The 20690-nt window shown below is 37.2% G+C and carries 13 protein-coding genes; 11 read left to right on the top strand and 2 right to left on the bottom strand.

What is annotated here, in order from left to right; all coding sequences use genetic code 11:
• Positions 1-8 precede the first annotated feature (8 nt).
• Positions 9-6641 (bottom strand): polyketide synthase, encoded by a 6633-nt coding sequence (locus D1013_RS04380; RefSeq protein ID WP_162987805.1) that lies wholly within the window; start codon positions 6639-6641, stop codon positions 9-11.
• Between the two features lie 526 nt (positions 6642-7167).
• On the opposite strand from D1013_RS04380, the gene D1013_RS04375 reads away from it, so the two are divergent.
• From D1013_RS04375 to D1013_RS04325, 11 genes are all read left to right on the top strand, one after another.
• Entirely contained in the window at positions 7168-8019 is an 852-nt protein-coding gene (locus D1013_RS04375; RefSeq protein ID WP_121847724.1) for a class I SAM-dependent methyltransferase, read from the top strand.
• 185 nt (positions 8020-8204) lie between these two features.
• Positions 8205-8702 carry a T9SS type A sorting domain-containing protein gene (locus D1013_RS04370; protein ID WP_162987804.1) on the top strand — a complete coding sequence of 166 codons (498 nt, stop codon included), beginning with the start codon at positions 8205-8207 and terminating at the stop codon, positions 8700-8702.
• Between the two features lie 192 nt (positions 8703-8894).
• Positions 8895-10478 carry a T9SS type A sorting domain-containing protein gene (locus D1013_RS04365; protein WP_121847722.1) on the top strand — a complete coding sequence of 528 codons (1584 nt, stop codon included), beginning with the start codon at positions 8895-8897 and terminating at the stop codon, positions 10476-10478.
• 4 nt (positions 10479-10482) lie between these two features.
• Positions 10483-11226: a DUF8740 domain-containing protein gene (locus D1013_RS04360; protein WP_121847721.1), complete on the top strand. Its 744-nt coding sequence runs from the start codon at positions 10483-10485 to the stop codon at positions 11224-11226.
• A 361-nt stretch (positions 11227-11587) separates the two neighbouring features.
• On the top strand, positions 11588-12742 hold the full coding sequence (locus D1013_RS04355) for a glycosyltransferase (protein WP_225621354.1): 1155 nt from the start codon (positions 11588-11590) through the stop codon (positions 12740-12742).
• 95 nt (positions 12743-12837) lie between these two features.
• A complete protein-coding gene (locus D1013_RS04350; protein WP_121847719.1) occupies positions 12838-15102 on the top strand; it encodes a hypothetical protein in 2265 nt (754 codons plus the stop codon).
• 238 nt (positions 15103-15340) lie between these two features.
• The gene (locus D1013_RS04345) at positions 15341-16333 is read left to right on the top strand and encodes a glycosyltransferase family 4 protein (RefSeq protein ID WP_121847718.1); all 993 of its coding nucleotides are present in this window, start codon (positions 15341-15343) and stop codon (positions 16331-16333) included.
• Positions 16330-16998: an acyltransferase gene (locus tag D1013_RS04340; protein ID WP_121847717.1), complete on the top strand. Its 669-nt coding sequence runs from the start codon at positions 16330-16332 to the stop codon at positions 16996-16998. The genes D1013_RS04345 and D1013_RS04340 overlap by 4 nt, the downstream gene beginning before the upstream one ends.
• A gap of 10 nt (positions 16999-17008) precedes the next feature.
• Positions 17009-18178, top strand: coding sequence for a glycosyltransferase (locus D1013_RS04335; protein WP_121847716.1), 1170 nt, complete (start codon positions 17009-17011; stop codon positions 18176-18178).
• Positions 18171-18716, top strand: a complete 546-nt coding sequence (locus D1013_RS20620; protein ID WP_121847715.1) for an LbetaH domain-containing protein — start codon at positions 18171-18173, stop codon at positions 18714-18716. The genes D1013_RS04335 and D1013_RS20620 overlap by 8 nt, the downstream gene beginning before the upstream one ends.
• A gap of 1 nt (position 18717) precedes the next feature.
• Entirely contained in the window at positions 18718-19623 is a 906-nt protein-coding gene (locus tag D1013_RS04325; RefSeq protein WP_121847714.1) for a glycosyltransferase family 2 protein, read from the top strand.
• Between the two features lie 15 nt (positions 19624-19638).
• On the opposite strand, the gene D1013_RS04320 is transcribed toward D1013_RS04325, so the two are convergent.
• Entirely contained in the window at positions 19639-20682 is a 1044-nt protein-coding gene (locus D1013_RS04320) for a sugar-transfer associated ATP-grasp domain-containing protein (protein WP_121847713.1), read from the bottom strand.
• Between the last annotated feature and the right edge of the window lie 8 nt (positions 20683-20690).

Raw genomic sequence — 20690 nt, 5'->3', positions numbered from 1 at the left:
TACTCTTCTCAAATTTCAATTTTGACGTATTCTCCCTCTTTATCATCACTAGGAACATACCATGCTGGATTACCTTTTTCATCCCTACCTAATCTAGCTCCTGTAATAGGAGGAGAATTTAAATTATCGATATCCTTCAGTTTGGTTTCTTTTGAATCTTTTAAATTGCCAGAACTACTTAAAATACCTTCTTCTATTAATTCATTGACACTATCAAGGATAGCATTAGTCAATTTCTTAATATCATTTTCAGCATATGCTTCGGTTAAAAAGCAAGGAAATCCGTCCCAAATATGAATTCCTTTTTCTCTTAACAAGACAAATAAAAGCTCGGAAAAAGGTATTTCTTCGGTAAAGGTCAACCTCCAAAGAGAGCTAAAATGATGGATGGTGATAGGGAGGCCCAACGATGTAAACCGTTCATTTAGGTTAAAAACAAATTGATCGGTCTTTTTGTTCATCTCCTCTTGCAAAGCCGGCCCTTTTTGTTTTAAATAGGCTAAGGAGGCTTTACAAGCGGCCAAGGCCAGCGGATGACGCACAAATGTACCGGCGAAGTAGGTAACCCCGACCTCTGGAAAGGAATCATCCCCATAACTCCAGTAACCGCCATCCAAGGCATCCATATACGAACGCTTTCCAACAATTGCACCTACCGACATACCACCTCCGATAACTTTACCGTAGGTTGCCAGATCAGCCTTTATACCAAATAATGCCTGGGCCCCACCCAAGTGCGAACGGAATCCGGTTATTACCTCATCAAAAATCAGTACGGCACCCGATTCTTGGGTCACTTTTCGTACTTCCTTTAAAAAAATAATAGGCCTAAATTCAGGTCTACGACTTTGTACAGGTTCTACCAATACAGCGGCTAATTCATGGGCGCGTTCTTTAATAATCTGTAAACTTTCCTCGGTACCATAATCCAAGATGAGCATATTCTCTACCGTATTCGGCATTATACCGGCCGCAGCTGGAAAAGTCTTTAACTTTTTCGTACCCCTAACAATTCCCTCGTCATTTATACCATGATAGGATCGGGAGAAAGCAACGATCAACGACCTACCGGTTACAGTTCGAGAAATGCGCATGGCACCTAAAACCGCTTCGGAACCCGTATTGCAAAGTGCCGCCCTTTCATGCCCGGTAAGCTCACATAAAAGTTGTGAAACCTCGCCTGCTAGCGGATGCTGAGGCCCTACCTCATAACCTGCATCGATTTGGTCTTTTAATGCTTCCGCAATAAAATCGGGTTGATGCCCGAAATAACATGACCCAAAACCGTTTAAAGCATCTAAGTACTCGTTCCCATCAATATCCCACAACCTGCTTCCTTTTGATTTGTTCACAACCAAGGAATAGGTGATCTCTTTCGTCTCAGGTTTAAAACCTGAAACCACCCTAGGATCTGACATATGCCCACGATGCTTTTGAGTATATGCCTTACTCTTTGCTGTTTTTCGAACATAGCGCTGAATTAGATCGTCTAGAAAACTTTGATGTTTATTTTCCGCACCATTTATTTTTCTCTCAATTTTTGGAGAAGCCCCAAAAGGCTTGGCATGCTCCTTTTTTTCTTCCTCGGTGCGATCATCCTCTACCAGATTTGAACCATTTAAAATGGTATGCCCTATGTCATTATGACTGGACTGAACATTTTTTTCGACCGGTCTGGTATTATCTTGTACGGCATTTCCTTGCAGAAGATTAATTTGTTGCCCCAATAATTGAAGCTGCTGTGCGATTAAACTTAATGCTGTTTGCTGATTAGAATTAGAGGGTGCCGCCAAAGTGCCTGTGCCAACTGTGTCAAGCTCTATTTGACTAGGCATCACTTGTTCTATTTTTGGCTGAAAAGCTCCTTCTGGCAAATGCTCGTCCAAATATTTAATAAGAAGCACGGGTGATGCACACTCTTCATTCAATTGACGAAAGGTCAACGGAACTTGAAATTCATTCTTACAGGCTAGAGCTACTTGGGTAAGTATTAAAGAATCGAGACCCAGCTCCAAAAAAGAGGATTCCCGTTCATCAGCTTCTATCTCTATACCGGCCGTATTGTTAACTATTTCTTTCAGTTTATCGAAAAGGATATTTTTTCTCATTGGTTTGGTTGTTTGTAAACCTCTTGGCTCTTTTAATGATTCATTGGTCGCTGCTGTGCCGGAAGATTGGTTTGCTGTAGACTGTAGAGGCTCAATCCAGCAAGGTTTTCTATCGAAAACATAGGTCGGGAGCGGCACTTTTTTTCTCTCTTGCCCCTTGTAAAAGGTTTTCCAGTCAATTTCAAAACCAGACAACCACACGTTGCCCAAAGCGGAAAGCAATTGTCTGTAAACCTGAGTTTGGTCATCGGTCGGCGAAAGCACAGGGAACACTTCTGAAAACTTCGCCTTTTGCTGCTTGACAAAAGAAGTTAACGCCTGACCTGGGCCCATCTCTAGCATGACTGCGCCCTGAATAGAAAGCAATACTGCGGAGGCTTCATCAAAATGTACTGTTTCACGCAAATGATCTGCCCAATAATCAGGACTTATAGCCTCTTCATCGGACAGAATTTCACCGGTAACAGTTGAAACCATTTTCAATTGGGGAGGCGTAAGATGAATAGTTGAGATATACTTTTTAAACTGCGGTACAATCGGATCCATCATATGAGAATGAAAGGCATGGCTGGTAGGCAAAACCTTATGGGCGATTCCCTTTGAAGATAATAGACCAGCAAACGCTTCAATATCGGAAAGACTGCTCGAGACCACGCTCAACTTATTGGAATTGGAGGCACCTATATTCAAACTATCCGGCAATAATTCTTTGAGTTCGGAGGCAGATAACCTTACCGACAGCATCGAGCCTCTAGGTAACTCGCTTACTAGCTTTCCTCTTATCGCTACTAATTTAAGTGCATCTTCCAAGGTGAAAATTCCCGCCAAATGGGCAGCCACAAATTCGCCTACGCTGTGACCACAGACTACCGTCGGTTCTATACCCCAACTTTTCCACAGTTGACTTAGGGCATATTCAATAACAAATAAAGCGGGTTGCGCATAACGAGTGTTATTAAGACGCTCCTGCCCTTCTTCGGTTAAAGTTTCTGGATACAGTATCTCAAGAATATTGATTCCTGCATTTTCCTGTAATATATGGGAGCATTTGTCTACCGCCTTCTTAAATTCAGGCTCGTTTTGATATAAAATTTGGCCCATACCAAGAAATTGTGCCCCTTGGCCCGGAAAAAGAAAAATCATTTCATCACCAACTTGCTTTAGATGATTTGTTTTGCGGAAAGCCAGCTTTCCATTCCCGAATGAATTTTTGAAACCTTCATTACTGTCAACAATAAAAGACCTGTACGCAAAGTCATTTTTAAAACTATTTAATGAATAAGCAATATCGGCTATCTTTTCATTTGTTTTGTCTGAAAAATATCTTTCTAAAGTCTCGCCATATTTTGTTTGGCTATATTCTGATTTGGCCGACCAAGTCAGTATTTGAAAAGGTCTTCCCTCATCGGTGGCAGTAACCTTATCCTCTATATATTCCTCTAAAATGGTATGAACATTCGTACCGCCCACACCAAATGAACTTACGCCTGCTCTTCTGACACCATTGGAGTTCCATTCCATTAGTTGATTGTTCAAGAAGAACGGACTGCTTTCAAAATTGATAGCAGGGTTGGACTTTTCAAACCCTAATGAAGGCGGTATTTTTTGGTTTTTTAAAGCTAAAACGGTTTTTATCACTCCGGCGACTCCGGCAGCAGCAGTCAAATGCCCCATGTTACTTTTGATGGACCCGATAGCGCAGTACCCCTTTTCACTTGTTGAACGGAAGGCTGTTTGAAGTCCCTCAAACTCAATAGGGTCACCTAAGGGCGTGGCAGTACCGTGAGCCTCTATATAACTTATTTCTTCCGGTTTAAGATTTGCGTCTTTTAACGCACTTTTTATAGCTCTGGCCTGCCCCTCAACACTGGGGGCCGTAAAACTTGCTTTGTTGCTGCCGTCATTATTGACACCCACCCCTTTAATGACTGCATGAATGAAATCTCCATCCCTTTTGGCCTCTTCCAAACTTTTTAGGAGAACCACACCTGCACCATCACTGAACATAGTACCTGTACTCTTTGCATCAAATGGTTTGCAATGACCATCAGAGCTAAACATAGCCCCTTCTTGATACAGGTGACCGCTATTCATAGGTGCCGTGACACTTGACCCTCCGGCCAAGGCCATCTTACAATGCCCGTTTCTGATAGCATCCACCGCTTGAGAAATGGCTAGCAAAGAGGTTGAACATGCTGAATGAACACTTACCGCCGGACCTTCTAGATTGAGATGATAAGCCGTTCGTGTTGCCACATAATCTTTGTCATTGACCATTTCTACATTGGTCATACCCAGGTTGGTCAACAGCTCTTTGTTGGGCAGTATGTTATTTCTATAATAACTGTTAGACCCGACGCCGCCATATATTCCTATACTTTTTTCAGAATCACCGTTTACACCGGCATGTTCAAGAGCTTCCCAACAGACCTCCAAAAGAAGTCTCAATTGGGGATCCATTGTTTCAGCCAATTTAGGATTAAGTCCAAAAAAGTTATAATCAAAAAATTTAGCTGATGGCACGATACCTCTTGCGGGAACATATCTTTCATCATTTGCGACAGTCGATGGTATCGAAAAATCTAACTCCTCTTTTGAAAAGAAGGAAATGGTCTCTTTCCCATTTTGAAGTATTTCCCATAAGTCGTCAATGGATTCAGCCCCAGGGAATCTACCTGCCATACCAATAATGGCTACATCGGTTGTTAGCTTTTTTTGGTTATCCTGTGACCATGTCACATCTTCCTTGGAAGATTGCACTACTTTATCCTGTAAATGCAGAGAAATTTGGGCAATTGTTGGAAACTGGTATAATTTGATTACCGCAACATCACTATTCAACACCTTACGCAATTGAACAATAGTTTTTTGAGCAATTAGAGAAGTGCCACCCAAGTCAAAAAAATTATCATCAATACCTATCTCTTCAAAACCCAAATTTTCACACCAAACCTTACAAATTTGCTTTTCAAGTATGGTCTTAGGCTTTCTCAATATTGGAGCATCAACAGGCCTTTGGTATTGCACAGAAGGTAACTTCTCTTGGTCAATCTTACCATTTATAGTTCGAGGAAAATCATCTACCCATATAAAAAGAGATGGTATAAGAAAATCGGGCAGTTCATTTTGCAATTTCAGACGAACTTTCGAAGAATCTTGTATTTCATTACTCGACTGAATGTATGCTATTAATCTAAGTTCGTTTTGATACTCTTGAACTATAACATGAGCTTTACTTATCTCTCTCAACTGGGAAATGGCCACCTCTACCTCCCCTAACTCAATTCTATGCCCCCTTATTTTTACCTGACTGTCTTTTCTTCCTATAAATTCAACATTTCCATCAGCAAGCAATCTGCCCAAGTCACCTGTAAAGTAAAGCTTGGCATTCTCAATGTTTGAGAATTCATCTTTTAAAAATTTTTGTTCATTCAATTCCGGCCTGTTCAAGTAACCAATGGCCACACCATCGCCACCTATGGCTATTTCTCCGACCATCCCCTGTTCAACTTGCTGCTTATTTTCATCTAAAAAGTAGCCTTGAACATTTGCCAATGGCCTACCAATACTTATGGTTTCTTCATTCCCGAAAATATCAGTCATGAAACAACATACCGTAATTTCTGTAGGCCCGTATAGATTAAAAAGTCTTCTACATTTCTTTAGAAGTTCTAGGGATAGTGACTTCGTCAAAGCCTCCCCGCCACACAATATCTTAATATCAAGAGGTTCTTCCCAACCGGCATCCAATAGAGACTGCCATATACTAGGAGTGCCGTTGATAGCGGTAACCTTATCTCTTCTCGCCTTTTCCAAAAGCAACCTGCCATCCAGACGGGTTTCCTCATCCACAAAGTCAATACATGCCCCATGTAACAAGGGCACATATAATTCCATTACCATCGGATCAAAAGAAATTGTGGTCAACGAAAAAAACTTATCGCTTGGATTAACGTCAAGCTGTTTACCGGCAGAATAAATAAGGTTCGCTAAACCTTTGTGAGCTATCTGAACTCCTTTGGGCACACCCGTTGAACCAGAGGTATAAATAATGTAAGCACAAGTTAAGTTTGATACTTTCAACCCTAACTTTTGGTTTTTTAAACTCTGCTCACAACTTAAAAAGTGTTTATAAAAAACCGGTGTCGTATTAGAGGGAACATAACCTTCTGAATTATCGGTAATATAGAACCTAGCGCCAGAGTCCGTTACCATAAAATCCTTTCTCGACTGAGGATAGGTTGCTTCAATGGGAACATATGCCGCACCACACTGCATCACTGCCAAAAGTGATACAACGAGTTCCGGAGAGCGATTCATAGAAATTGCCACTATATCTCCAGCGCTAACCCCTTTCTCACTGAGAAAGTTTGCCATTTTGTTGACAGACACTCTTAACTCTGAATAGGTTGTTTGCTTACCTCGGTCTTCGAGTGCTATATTGTCAGAGAACCGTAAAGCTATCTCATCAAAAAGCTCATGTAAGGTAAAGTTGGGATATTCAATTTTTGCCCCTAGAATCGAGAAATTCATAAATCTTGAATTTAATTGTGAAGGAAATTTAAACTCCATCCACTTTTATCAATCAACAAATCATATACAGAGTCCAAATTATCAGCCTATAGTCTGGGGGCAACCAACGGAATCTGTATGCTTAACGAAAATAAGCAATCTTATAACCAATACTAAGAGGACTGGGCAACAGGAGCATAAATTCGATTATTTGTTAAAAAAGTTAAGGAGTCGCTATACAATACTTATTTAATTAACATTTTTTTGAAAATCTAATTTTCAGACCATTTTCATTAATCGATGAAATAAGTATTTGGTCGATTAACGGCAGAAAATAGATGATTGCATCAAGAAATCTATTTCATATCAACTCTAGAAAATGTCTGGTTAGATCAAACCATTTTTGAAACAATCTTCAAACCTTTAAGGCTTTACTATTTTTTAATCAACTATTTACCAACAATATGAAAAAGAATATTTCTTTAAATTGTAATTTACTCTTTTTGATAAGGATTAGTTTTTAAGTACCCAACCAACCGTTCAATCGATGAAACAATCATTTAGCCTTAAGCAAACCTTGAAATTGTGGAGTGGTAAATCTTTGACATTCTTAATGCCTGAGAGAGCATCGACCATTTCAAAAGAAGGAATGACTATTGTCACAAACAAAAAGTGGAAGAAAATTGATCTTCTGATCAGAGCACACTTACTCAAAGAGGCTGAAAAAAAAGAAGATTTTGAAACCCTTGCCCGTTATCAAAAAGATTTCTGGATAAGTCAAGGAAAAGCTTTTTTCGAAACGACACAGCATAGGTTTGAAGACACCTTTATCAAAGATTGCGCATTTATCTTCGAACATTTAGAGACTGAATTGAATCAACATGCAAATCAAGATTTTCATTTAATTGAAATCGGTACGGGAAACGGTCGTGTTTTGGAGTATTTAAGCGAAAAGTTTCCACAAATAAAAAATCTAACAGGCATAGATTTAAGTAAAGAACAGATTGAAATCAATAAGAAGAAATTCTCTACAAACAAGAAATTGAATTTTATTTCGACAGATGGCTTTAATTGGGTCATGAATAATGCAAAAGATTGTATGATATTCGTGACATCGCTGGGGGTGTTGGAGTATTTCACTCAAAATCAATTAGAACATGTCTTTGAAAGGATATCGGAATTCCGCTTATCGTTTCTTGTAATCAGTGAGCCTAAGGGAATCAATCATGACTTTAACACCAATCAAAATTCAGAAATCTATGGCCCTGAACATTCATTCTCACATAACTACCCTACCTTATTAAAAAAAGCCAACTTAAAAATTTGGCACGAATCTTATAAAAAGCTAGAATCTGATGACTTCCTGTTTTGTTTCATAGGAGCTAAAAGCAAATTATGATTCGATATTTTAGCGCTTGTTGAGACCATCTTACCTAAAGAATTTCTACTCGTCAAATATATTTAAGGTTTAAATTTCACACTCCCATTTCTTCGACCAAACGCAACTTTAGCTACCGTTAATCGAAAAAATAGCGTCAGATTTATGCAATTATACTAGTAGGCCCATCGGCTCGTTTGAAAAAAATGAACCGAATCTTACCTATTTTATTCTTTATAGCGGCTTTTTATGTGTCAAGAGCACAGGAATTGCCAGAATCAAAAGCTCCCACCGTTCTTGATAATCAAATTAATACGTCTGGCGGAACTGCGCTTACGAGTAAAGGCTCAATTTCCTACTCTATAGGCTCACTCTTAGTTTCCGGGAATTTAATTGCATCCAATCAATCAAACGATATTAATCTTACGGCAAAGACCTCTACAAAGAATGTTTCTATCGAACCTGCTGAAGTATTGGCCTACCCTAATCCGACAACTGATTACATTCTTGTCGACATCACAGATTTTGACCTTGAAAATGCCCAGTATCAATTATTCGATTATGCGGGAAGATTGCTAGATAACGGTTTAATAGAAACAGCTACGACCAAAATTCCCATGGCTCATCTAAAAAAATCTTACTATCTATTAAAAATTACGGTATTGAATAGTTTTGAACAGACATTGCAAATCATAAAATTATAATATCAACTATCGAGTTTATTTGAATAAGATTTATAAGTCTTTTTCTTGTTAAATTTTTTATCATTTCACATTCTAATAAAGGTGAAATTCTACAAGTCTTAAAAGAATAACTTTTCAGTGTTTTAAGTCATCCATCTAGCAGTTCTCATTCGTATACACAACGCGCTTTGTTTCCCAAACTGAACGCTACTTATGAGAAACCTATTTATTGGGCTAGTTTCCCTATGGCTACCCTTCATGACCGTTTTTTCCCAATCGGCAACAGTTTTGCCCGATTTAGACACAGTGAACACTTCAGGTGGTGACGCCGTATCTCAAACAGGTTCAGTTGCTTACTCTTTAGGGTCTATTTTCTATGCTTCGCTCTCTTCCAATGAAATACAATTCAATGAAAGTGTTCAACAAGCCACAGGAGAACTTCTTACCGAAGAAATTTCAGAAGAATCTATCGAAGAGGTTATTCAAGAAAATGCTGAAGATATTAATGCGGCAACCCCAGTAGGAGATGATGGAGACATTGAACTAAATGAAGGTATTCAAGAACATGAGAATCAACTTGATTCTGTAAATACCGAAGAAGATGAAGGGCTAGAAACCGGCAACAATGAAAGTGAAATTCATGATAATATGGAGAGCGATGTACATAACACTGATATATCTTCTGGAGAAGAAGTAGAACAAGACCTACATAACCGTGACAACCAAATCGAAACTCCAGACGAACTTACACCGGAAACTCATTCTATCACTGAAATTACTTCTGATTCTCATAATGAGGTAGAGCCCATAATAAATTCTGAAAACACCCCTATTCAGGACAACGTAGATTCTATAGCATCTTCGGAGCAAGAGGCAGAACTAGAACTTGGTCAAGATGACAACATCGAAACTACAGAAGAAAGTCGAGCAGAAACCCGCTCACTTAGTGATAACAATTCTAATTCCCAAAATGAAGAAGAACAGATGATAGACTCGGAATACAGTTCTGTTGATGTTGATTTACAGTTTAATGAAATGGACGCAGAAACCTGGGAAGAAAATATTTCCTTGGATACGAATACGGACGAAAAGGATGAATTAGAAGTTCGAGAAAACGCGCAGAATGAGGTGCCTGATGTTCTGTTACCAAGTCAAGACGGCAATAATCAAATCTATCACCTCCCCTCTTCGAATAATATAGATACTATTGAACGTCAAGATAACATTGAAGAAAATATCGATCCGTCATTACCACCATCAAACACAATCGGAAACAATTTTATAATTGACCCTCAAAATAGTAGTGGTAATCCCGAAGAAGAGGACGATTACCTTATTTCCGATGAATCCCCAGAACCGATTGAAATTAACCCCGATACGAACGAAGAACTTAACGAAAACCCACTATCGGACATTTCAGAATCAGATACTATCCAAGAAAATAATTTCATCCTTGATGATGGCTGGAATAATGTAGACGATGCCAATCAAAAAATACTCATCGCCAGAGACCATATTTACGATACAAATAATGACTTACAAGACAATATCGAGCAGCTTGAAATCGTTACCTATCCAAATCCAGTCACTGAATACGTAAAAATCAAAATAATAAATTATAACGAGCAACTGACTTGGTTAGAACTATATGACTTACAAGGACAAATGATTCTGAAAAAATCAATTGAAAGCAGTCTGACCAATGTTCCACTAGGATATTTAAGCGCTGGCACGTATTTACTCAGAATATTTATACAACCAGTGGGATACCGGTCATTCAAGCTCCTGAAAAAATAAAGAAATGAATAAATTAATAGTATTAGCTTTTTTGTTTTTCTGCCTAGGGGCAGTCGCCCAAGCTCCTGAAAAAATAAGCTACCAAGCCATTGTAAGAGCTTCTGACAACAGCCTGGTAGCCGATTCACCAGTAAGTCTTCGCCTTATCATAAGGCAAGGTAACGTAAATGGAGCCACAGCTTATGAAGAAACGCATTCTGCCAAGACGAATGCCAATGGCCTAGTTAGCATAGAAATTGGGTCTGGAGACCGAACAAATGGTGCATTTAATCAAATAAAATGGGAAAACGGTCCTTTTTTTATTGAAACGCAGGTCGATCCTAATGGAGGAACCAATTATTCAATAATAGGCGTAAGCCAACTTTTGAGTGTACCTTATGCACTTTACGCTAAATATGCCGAAAATGTCACCGGCAGCGCACCGAACACAACCTCCGAACCAAAAATCGCAACTATTATTGATTTTATTACTTCAAGACCAATAGAAGAGCAAGATGTCAATAATACTATTGCCTGTACCAAATCAGGTGTTCTTACTTTACCACTAAACTTCTCTAAAATGCAAGTTGGCGAAACCCTGAACCTAGAAGCACATAACGGTGCAGTTCTAACCATACAGGCAGACCCAGGAGTTCATATTAACTATACCGATGGCGGCAAAGCTACTTTTGAAAGTGAGAGTGGCAATGTACGTTTTGGTCTATTGAGAAAAAGCAAAGCAAACTCCTATATTATTTCTGGGCAATAAATAAAACATACAACAGTCGCTTGACTTGTTTTTTCTGTAGTTTACAGAACGATTTACTTTTCCGTCCATTTTTTTTCTCATCTTAGCCCTCAAATCGGGGTGATTTTTATTTCTGAATTGATTTGAACGGTTATAGCCGTATCAAATTATTATATTGAACTTTAATAGCTGATAACCAATCGTTAACGTTCAACAAATAGTTTCCCTATTAATTCAGTCTTATTTTACCATTTTAAATTCCCCCCATTTACATCAAAGACCAAACAAACTAGAGAAGTGTTGTCTACGAATTTTTTATAAATACCAGACAACTTCATATAACCGTACAAGACAGATGAATGTTCTTCATATTGTACCAAGCATGAACCCAGATCATGGTGGCGTTTGCCAAGGTATTCGAAATTCTATTCCTGAGATGAAGAAGAATGGGATTCATTGTGAGGTATTAAGTTTTGATGAAAGTAACGCCCCTTATCTAAAACTTGACAAATTCAAGGTTCATGCTCTTGGCGCGGGCCGTTCGCTCTGGCAATATAACAAGAAACTGATCCCCTGGCTGACAAAAAATCTTGAACGGTTTGACATCGTCATCATAAATGCGTTATGGCTTTATCACAGCTATGCAAGTATGAAATCGTTTTTAAAGTATCGTCGCTTAAACAATAAACAACCCCGTATATATGTTATGCCTCATGGCATGCTCGACCCCTATTTTCAAAAGGCCAAAGAACGACGGTTTAAAGCGTTTCGAAATAATGTATATTGGAATCTAGTAGAAAAAAAAGTGGTAAATGAGGCCGATGGCCTGTTGTTTACTTGCCAAGAAGAATTGTTACTGGCGCGAGACACTTTTCCCGCTTATAACCCTAAAAAAGAAATTAATGTTGGCTATGGCATTCAAGAACCCCCTTTGAGGTCTTCAGAAATGAAGACAGCTTTAAAAGTAGCCGTTCCTGAATGGGATGAAAGGCCATTTTTTCTTTTTTTAGGTAGAATCAATCCTAAAAAAGGGATCGAACAATTAATTAGGGCATATCTGAGCCTTGAGCAAACGTTACCCGATTTACCTCAGCTCGTTATAGCGGGACCTGCCGATCATTCATACGGGCGAAACGTCAAAAATCTGGCATCATCTTCTTCGAAAATTTTATTTCCCGGCTCATTATCTGGGCACTCTAAATGGGGTGCTTTTTACGAAAGTGGCGTTTTCATTTTACCTAGTCACCAAGAAAACTTCGGGATTGCCGTAGTGGAAGCATTGGCTTGCAGCACTCCGGTACTAATAACCAAAAAAGTGAACATTTGGGATGTTATTCATAGTTCAGAAGCCGGGGTGATCATTGACAATTCTGAAGAATCTATACTCGATTCCTTAAAAGACTGGCTTAGTTTTTCAGATAGTCATAGAAAAAATCTAGCGCAGAACGCCCACAAAGCCTATTCAAATTTCTTTACCGTAGAAAAGTCTACCAAACAGTTTATTCAAGGCATTTCATGTAGCCATACTTTAAATTAAGTAGTTATTTTAAAATACTACCTAATTGTTAAGTTGCTGATACAATATTATTTTTGATATTGCGTATTACTTTTTAAGATCTAGAGCTTACTACAATGAACTACTTGAAATACCTTTTCATCATACTTGCCGTAACTGCTCAAGCGCAAAACTATAGTTACGGATTGGAAGAAAAAAAACCAAAAACTGTTCAAGAAGAAATAGAGCCAGTTAGCGAAAATCTACCTGAAAGAGAAATTTTTATTGTACCCAGCGACTTCAATTGGTCAGTAATTCCGAACGAATTGCAAAATACCATTTGGGAAATCGAACATAATTTCGACCTTAAAGGACAAACTGTAGTTTTACCAAAAAACGTATTAATAAGATTCAAAGGAGGTATTTTACAAAATGGAGAACTCCGTGGCGATAATACAGAAATCGAGACATCAGACAAATCGCAGATATTTGCGGATTTAGAATTAGCGGGTACATTTAAATCGGAATATCTAAAGCCTTATTGGTTTGGCGCCATAATGGATGGAATTCGAGATGATAGACTGGAACTGGTTGAAACTCTCAAGCAAGCAACATCTATAAAAGCTAAAGTCCTTATAGAATATGATATTTTTCTTGATTTAGAAACAACAGGCAATAAATCTATTTTTCTAGATAATAATTCTTGGTTAGAAGGAAAAAATAGTCCTAACATAATAATTAATAACTTATTTTCTCCAGCATTTTTTATAGCATTAACTAAAGATGTCACTATTAAAAATCTAACATTTTTATATGACCAAAGTTATGAAGCCAATTTCGGATGGAATGAGAAGATCCATAGTACCAATACGGTATTTTTGGCAAATTATCTCACTGAAAACCACAACTTGAAATTTGAATCTAGCACACCTATTACCAAGTCTCCGATTTCGTGGAGGTCCGTGATTTTTATGGATGCGCCCGAAGATGTATTGCTTGAGAATGTTACTATCAAGGCCAAAGGCTCAAAAGCAAATCAGTTTATCCAATGGGCTATTAAGCTTAAAGAGGAATATAAGCCTAATCAGGTGATAATTGCTAAAAATAGAGGTGAGACCAAAACACCTAAAAACATCGAGTTAAAAAATGTTACTCTTGACGGGGTTATTATGGGCATCCAAGGGATAGTAAGCGACTTTAAATCCTCTGGTTTACAATCGTACAGATATTCTGATGTCCAAGATGCTAATGGCAATAGTATTGGAGGAAGTGGTACTGGCGGACAATATTGGATGCACCCTCCGCATTTGATTTATTTAAATAGTGATGACTCTCCAATTTTAGAAAGTAAAAATATCATTATTAACAACACAACAGATTACGGCATATATGTAGGGAGCGAAAAAGTTAGAGGATCACATGGTTATTGCCATTCGCTAAAATTAGTAGACAACATAACGAATGCAAAAGTTTCGAATTATAAGAGCTATCGAAGGGACGGCCTATGGGATTTGGGAAATTTAACCAATTCTGAATTTAAAAACATTTATTCAGAAAGCACATCCGAAATATTTGATGATTCTTGGAAGTTTCAAGCTGCAAGGTTCTTAGGAGAGTTAAATAATTGTTTGTTTCAAAACATAACTGTCAAGGATGTGTCTGAAACATCACAGATATTTCCTTGGGACGTTACGCATGGCAATCAAGTTATAATGGACAACGTTCAGATTTATGTGAACGATTTGAACACAACAGAAGACGGGCCATTTGGCATCTATGGCTCAAATAATCAAGTAATAAATTCTGGATTACATATATCAAAACACAGTAGCTCAAACGAGCATCTTGGTGTAATAGCAATTGACACAGAAACTAGACTTAAAGGATATAACAATCGTTACGAAATAACTGTTAAAGGTTGGAGAAAATTGACTGATTATTTCGTATCCGGAAAATGTATAAAGTTAATTATTCAAGACAAATCCAACCCAAATATTAATTCAAATTATGGTAAAGTTATTGATGAGACCAACAACTATATTTCGGAAGTTTTAAATGGAAAAAGAACTGATTATTGGTCCCAAAGTGAATCAACAAAAATTTTGGATAAGAATGGGGTGCTACTTAACACAAAAATACCTAATTCCTTTTCCGTAACCAGCGTCAAATTAGTTAAAGGCAGCTCGAATGATCTTAACAAGTCTTGGAACCTAATTGCCGATTCGTCAGACGGGGAAGTGTTGATTGCTGAGATTCCCCCGGGTAGAATGGAACTAAATAAGAATTTAGACCTAGGTCCATTTAAGCTTAATCAAGGTGTTTATCTTAAATCCAACAAAATGAATACCAGTAGTGGAAATATTAATATTTCGATTCAGTTAAAAAGAATTGTTGCTAATTGATAAAGACATCAACAATTCTGCACTAGCTTAATTAATTATTTAACCACACACCTTATTAAATATAGATACTGCAAAAAAAAAACAAAAACCTCAATTTAGAATTCAAATATTTGAATTTATAGCTTATTTCCTTCACCTTTACATCCCTTATATTAGGTTGAAAAAGAAGATTTAGTAAGGCTCAACTATAAGGAAGATTCTATTAAACTGGCTGAATATTTAGAACAACATTCTTTAGATGAGATTGACATATATTTTTAGACATCCAAATGTAGGATACTCCATTCAAAGAGTTTTTCAAACAATTATTCAAGGTATAAAGGAGAACAACGAAATGAATGTTTCTGAGTTCTTTTTGCCTAATCCTAGATCTGACATAAAATCAATCTTAAAAAATGGCCGGGCCCTAAAAAAAAGCTCTTCGAAGAATATACATATTACCGGCGATGCACACTACCTGTTATACTTTTTAAAAAAGAATAGCTCAATCATTACAGTTCATGATATTATGTATTTATCTTATCTGAGCGGATTAAAAAGAGTAGTTTGGAAAATATTATACGTAGTTTCATTAAAAAGGGCAAAAAAAATTATTTTTATTTCAGATTTTGCAAAAAATCAAGTTTTGAAGGAAGTTTTCTTACCTGGTGAAAAATTTACAATAATCCCAAACCCAATTCCTCCTGAATTCGCTCATCATCCGAAAAATTTTGACAAAAAAAACCCAACAATTCTTCACATTAATGGTCATTTGGAAAGAAAAAATCTGGGCAGAACAATTGAAGCTATTCAGAATTTAAAGTGTAGACTCAGAATCATAGGTAAATTAAGCTCTGCTAATATTAATTTATTGAATAAGTATAATATCAGTTATTCAGTTGCTCAAAATCTTACTAATGAAGAGGTTATTAATGAATATATTAATTGCGACATTGTAAATTTCCCTTCACTACTCGAAGGGTTTGGTATGCCGATAATTGAAGGGCAAGCAATAGGAAGGCCAGTTGTCACTTCAAATATTCCTCCAATGAAGGATGTTGCTGGGGAAGGAGGATTGACCGTAGACCCAAAAAGTGTTCTTGAAATAAGAGAAGCTTATAAAAACCTGATCGAAAATGATGAGTTTAGAAATAAAGTTGTAACCGACGGTTTGATAAATGTTGAACGATTTAAGTTAGGTCGAATTGCCCAACAATATCAATCGGTATATAATGAGTGTTTTATATCATGAAAAAAATATTTTCAGTCTTAATTATATTTTTGCCTTGGGGTTTACGACGTTACTTTTTACTAAAAATATGGAATTACGACATTCACCCTTCTGCCAAGATTGGCTTAGCATATGTCTATCCCAGACATCTAATAATGGAAGAGGGTAGTAAAATAGAACATTTTAATATTGCTATTCATTTAGACTCAATAATAATGGGGCGAAATTCATCAATTAATCGCTCGAATTGGATAACGGGCTTTCCTACTCTAACAAAATCACAGCATTTCAATCATCAATCTGATAGAAAAAGTAGTTTAGTTTTAGGAAAAGAAGCGTCGATAACTAAAAAACATCATTTAGATTGTACAAATCAAATAAGTATTGGCAACTACACTACCATAGCAGGATACCATTCTCAATTATTAACACACAGTGTAAATATTTATGAAAACAGACAAGACAGCTTACCAATAACTATTGGAGATTACTGCTTCGTAGGAACCAATTGTACTATTCTTGGTGGAGCTGCACTTCCCAATAATTCTGTTTTAGGTGCAAAGTCATTATTGAATAAAAAATTTATTGAAGAGTTTTCTCTATATGCTGGTGTGCCGACTCTCAAAATCAAGGAGATAGATTCTTCTGCAAAGTATTTTCACCGTAAAACAAGATTTATAATTTAAAATTAGGAAAATGAAAATACTTCGAATAATTCCAAGCATGAATCCTAAGCAAGGAGGACCTTGCCAAGGTATTAGAAATGCTATTCCAAAAATGGCGGAAATGGGAATTGTTAACGAGGTAGTTTCTTTCGATAATCCTCAAGCTGATTTTATAAAAGATGATTCATTTCAAATACATGCTCTAGGAGAAAGTAAAACTCCTTGGAAATATAATGACAAGCTTGTTCCTTGGCTTGAGAATAACTTATCGAGCTATGATTTTATAATCATTCATGCATTATGGCTATATCATAGTCAAGCCAGTGTTAATACCATAATTGAATTCAGGCGAAAACATCACAAGGGACCTAAGGTTTTCGTTATGCCGCATGGTATGCTAGACCCTTATTTTCAGAGAGCTAAAGAAAGACGCATCAAGGCTTTAAGAAATAGACTTTATTGGAAATTTTTTGAAAATGACGTTGTGAACAAAGCCGATGGGGTATTATTCACCTGCGAGGAAGAACTTCTATTGGCCCGTACCACTTTTCCAAACTACAAGCCTCACTCAGAAATAAATGTCGGCTACGGAATACAGGAGCCCCCTAAATATTCCGAGGAAATGAAAATTGAATTTAAAAGTAAAGTACCAAAATGGAATGGAAAACCATTCTTGCTGTTTTTAAGTAGAATTCACCCTAAAAAAGGAATTGACTTACTAATAAATGCCTATTGCCAATTAGAAAAAAAACATAGCCATTTACCACAATTGATTATCGCTGGACCGAATGAAAGCAAGTACGCCAATGACATGATGAAACTGGCCCAACCTTCTGATAACATCATTTTTGCCGGAATGCTTGGTGGATTAGCTAAGTGGGGGGCCTTTTATGAGAGTGAGGTATTTATACTACCAAGCCATCAAGAGAACTTTGGTATTGCGGTCGTCGAATCATTGGCATGCGCAATACCCGTATTAATAAGTGACAAAGTGAATATTTGGAGAGAAATTCAAAAAGGGAAAGGAGGAATCGTTAGTAACGACAATTATAAAGAGACCTACGAAATGATAGACCAATGGCTTAATTTATCATTGAAGGAAAAAAAAGAGATGAAAAAGAATGCCTATCAAGTTTTTTCAGATCATTTCACAATAACTAGAGCTGCCCAAAATTTCATCAATCAAATTGAAAATGCATAATACGGACACTTATACAGGAGCCTCATTCTCCCTAAAAAATCGATTATCAAGGCTCGTCTGGAATTTTGTATATACGCTTCTGTTTAAGTATTCACCTCGTCCTCTACACTCTTGGCGCTCATTTCTTCTTCGTGTTTTTGGAGGCAAAATTGGCAGAGGGGTACACATCTATCCAAAAGTAAAGATTTGGGCACCTTGGAATCTAATTATTCATGATGAAGTCGGAGTTGCAGACGGCGTCGACCTTTACTCGCAAGGTATCATTACTCTCGGCTATAGGGCTATTATCTCGCAACGGGCCTATCTATGTACCGGAACTCATGATTATACCTTAAAAGGCCATCCACTTTATACTAGACCCATTAACATAGGCCCCATGGCATGGGTCGCAGCCGAATCTTTCATAGGGCCCGGAGTCACCATTGGCGAGGGGGCAATCGTGGGGGCCAGAGCAGTGGTATTTAAAGATGTGGCACCTTGGGAAGTGGTAGGTGGAAACCCTGCTAAATTTATAAAAAACAGAGAACTAAAAAACTGATATGCTATCTATTTCAACAATCATTCTTACCTATAATGAAGAAAAGCATATTGAGCGATGTATACTCAATGCTCAAAAGTTTTCTGATGAAATATTTTTAGTAGATTCTTTTTCAAACGATAGAACCGTCGAAATAGCTGAGTCTATGGGTGCAAAAGTCTATCAAAATAAATGGGAAAATAATTATGCCAAACAATTTAATTGGGGATTGAACAATCTTCCGATTGAAACAACATGGGTCTTTCGGTTAGATGCCGATGAATATTTAACCAACGAGTTGGTTGAAGAAATTCATTCAAAAGTGTCACATTTAAGCTCAAACATCTCAGGCGTGGTATTTGAACGAAAAATGTTCTTTCTAAATAAACTCATGACCAAGGGCATGCTTCAAATGAATATGTTACGCTTATTTAAATATCAACAGGGTTTTTGTGAAGAAAGATGGATGGACGAGCACATTATATTAACGAATGGGGAAAGCATACTATTTGACAATTATTTTGTAGATCATAACTTGAACTCTTTAGGTTGGTGGACACAGAAACATAATGGCTATTCCATTAGAGAAGCGGTTGATCTTTTAAATCTTGAGCTTAATTTTTTAGATGATAAATCTAAAGGGGCATACGGCAAGAAATTATCAGAAGATGCCGAATCTAAGAGGGAAAAGAAAAAAAAATACGCCAACATGCCATTATTTGTAAGGGCCTTTATTTATTTTTTGTATCGCTACATCATTAAACTAGGGTTCACCCAAGGAAAAGAAGGGTTCTTATGGCATTTTCTTCAAGGTTGGTGGTATAGAACTCTTGTTGATGCAAAAATTTATGAGATAAAAAAGGAATGTGGAAACAATCCCGGCCAAATCAAAGCTTTTATTAGCAAAAATTACGATATTCATTTATAGTCTCAACTCAGTTTTTCAGGAATACTGGTGCCAGTTTAAATCATGAAAACAAGGCCCTTGGGTGGCTTCTGAAAATTTAATATCATTACTATAGCCGTTCCATTCTATCAAAACCGGTTTACTGCTACTATCAACGATTACGTCCCAACCAATGCTACCGACCATCAGCATTCTATTGTGTAATCTAATGACCATATTTACACAATCCTCAAAATTAGGAAGGTATTTGTTCGCGAAGCCGACACTGCTATCAGGGTGTTTTTCTATTCGATGCCAGTTAGGCAGATACCCTTCGTTCGAGAGTAAACCTGTATTCATATCTATAGGTATTCGAATATGTGAAGAGGATTGAACATGTGTATCCATGACACGTCCTAACCTTAAGTAACTTGCCCGCAACTGAACTTCACCCATTAAATCTAGAACGGTCGTTAATCTAATGGTTGCCACAGAATTCGAATTAAATTTTTCGAAGAAAGAGTTTTGAACAATGGGCCTTTGAATCGTAAAATTACCGAAGCCTTGTAACCTTTCAAGATCAAATTCATTTCTACCCATGAAAAATATACCCTTGCCCTGGGCGGTATCGTCAAGTTTACAGACTACCTTATCATCGTTTGAAAAAATTAAATCGGCTACATGTTGATTTTGTACCCAATAATAATTTTGATCAAACCAACTTCCATTTATATAATAAGCCAAGTCTGGGCAAACGCGCTCATCAAATAATTTATGGCTAAGAGACTTTAAGAACGAAGTCTTTCCATAGTCCCCTTGAATTCTAGTAATCACATTTCTCCCATAAAAATTATCTGGGATCCATCCTTCTAAAAACTCACCTCTCACTGACGTGTATACCTTTAACCAAGGAGCGAATCTGACACTTCCAAAAACATCTTTTGCATATTCTTCTGCATTTCTTAATTGCTTCTTGTCGGCAAGACCATTTACCTTTTTAATGGAGAAGAGTATTTCATTGGCGCGTTTATTAGAAAAGTAATGGTACCTTTCATTTATTAATGATTCACCAATTTTTTTTACACACAGCTTGAAATTCATTTATTTTG

It is taken from the genome of Euzebyella marina (genome assembly GCF_003687485.1).
Classification (GTDB): Bacteria; Bacteroidota; Bacteroidia; order Flavobacteriales; family Flavobacteriaceae; genus Euzebyella; species Euzebyella marina.
This window is presented reverse-complemented; position numbering and strand designations above follow the sequence as displayed.

Coding starts and splice junctions, on each gene's coding strand:
- D1013_RS04365 (WP_121847722.1), top strand. CDS start 8,895: ATGAGAAACCTATTTATTGGGCTAGTTTCCCTATGGCTACCCTTCATG.
- D1013_RS04355 (WP_225621354.1), top strand. CDS start 11,588: ATGAACCCAGATCATGGTGGCGTTTGCCAAGGTATTCGAAATTCTATT.
- D1013_RS04370 (WP_162987804.1), top strand. CDS start 8,205: ATGAACCGAATCTTACCTATTTTATTCTTTATAGCGGCTTTTTATGTG.
- D1013_RS04340 (WP_121847717.1), top strand. CDS start 16,330: ATGAAAAAAATATTTTCAGTCTTAATTATATTTTTGCCTTGGGGTTTA.
- D1013_RS04350 (WP_121847719.1), top strand. CDS start 12,838: ATGAACTACTTGAAATACCTTTTCATCATACTTGCCGTAACTGCTCAA.
- D1013_RS04380 (WP_162987805.1), bottom strand. CDS start 6,641: ATGAATTTCTCGATTCTAGGGGCAAAAATTGAATATCCCAACTTTACC.
- D1013_RS04375 (WP_121847724.1), top strand. CDS start 7,168: ATGAAACAATCATTTAGCCTTAAGCAAACCTTGAAATTGTGGAGTGGT.
- D1013_RS04345 (WP_121847718.1), top strand. CDS start 15,341: ATGAGATTGACATATATTTTTAGACATCCAAATGTAGGATACTCCATT.
- D1013_RS04335 (WP_121847716.1), top strand. CDS start 17,009: ATGAAAATACTTCGAATAATTCCAAGCATGAATCCTAAGCAAGGAGGA.
- D1013_RS04325 (WP_121847714.1), top strand. CDS start 18,718: ATGCTATCTATTTCAACAATCATTCTTACCTATAATGAAGAAAAGCAT.
- D1013_RS04320 (WP_121847713.1), bottom strand. CDS start 20,682: ATGAATTTCAAGCTGTGTGTAAAAAAAATTGGTGAATCATTAATAAAT.
- D1013_RS20620 (WP_121847715.1), top strand. CDS start 18,171: ATGCATAATACGGACACTTATACAGGAGCCTCATTCTCCCTAAAAAAT.
- D1013_RS04360 (WP_121847721.1), top strand. CDS start 10,483: ATGAATAAATTAATAGTATTAGCTTTTTTGTTTTTCTGCCTAGGGGCA.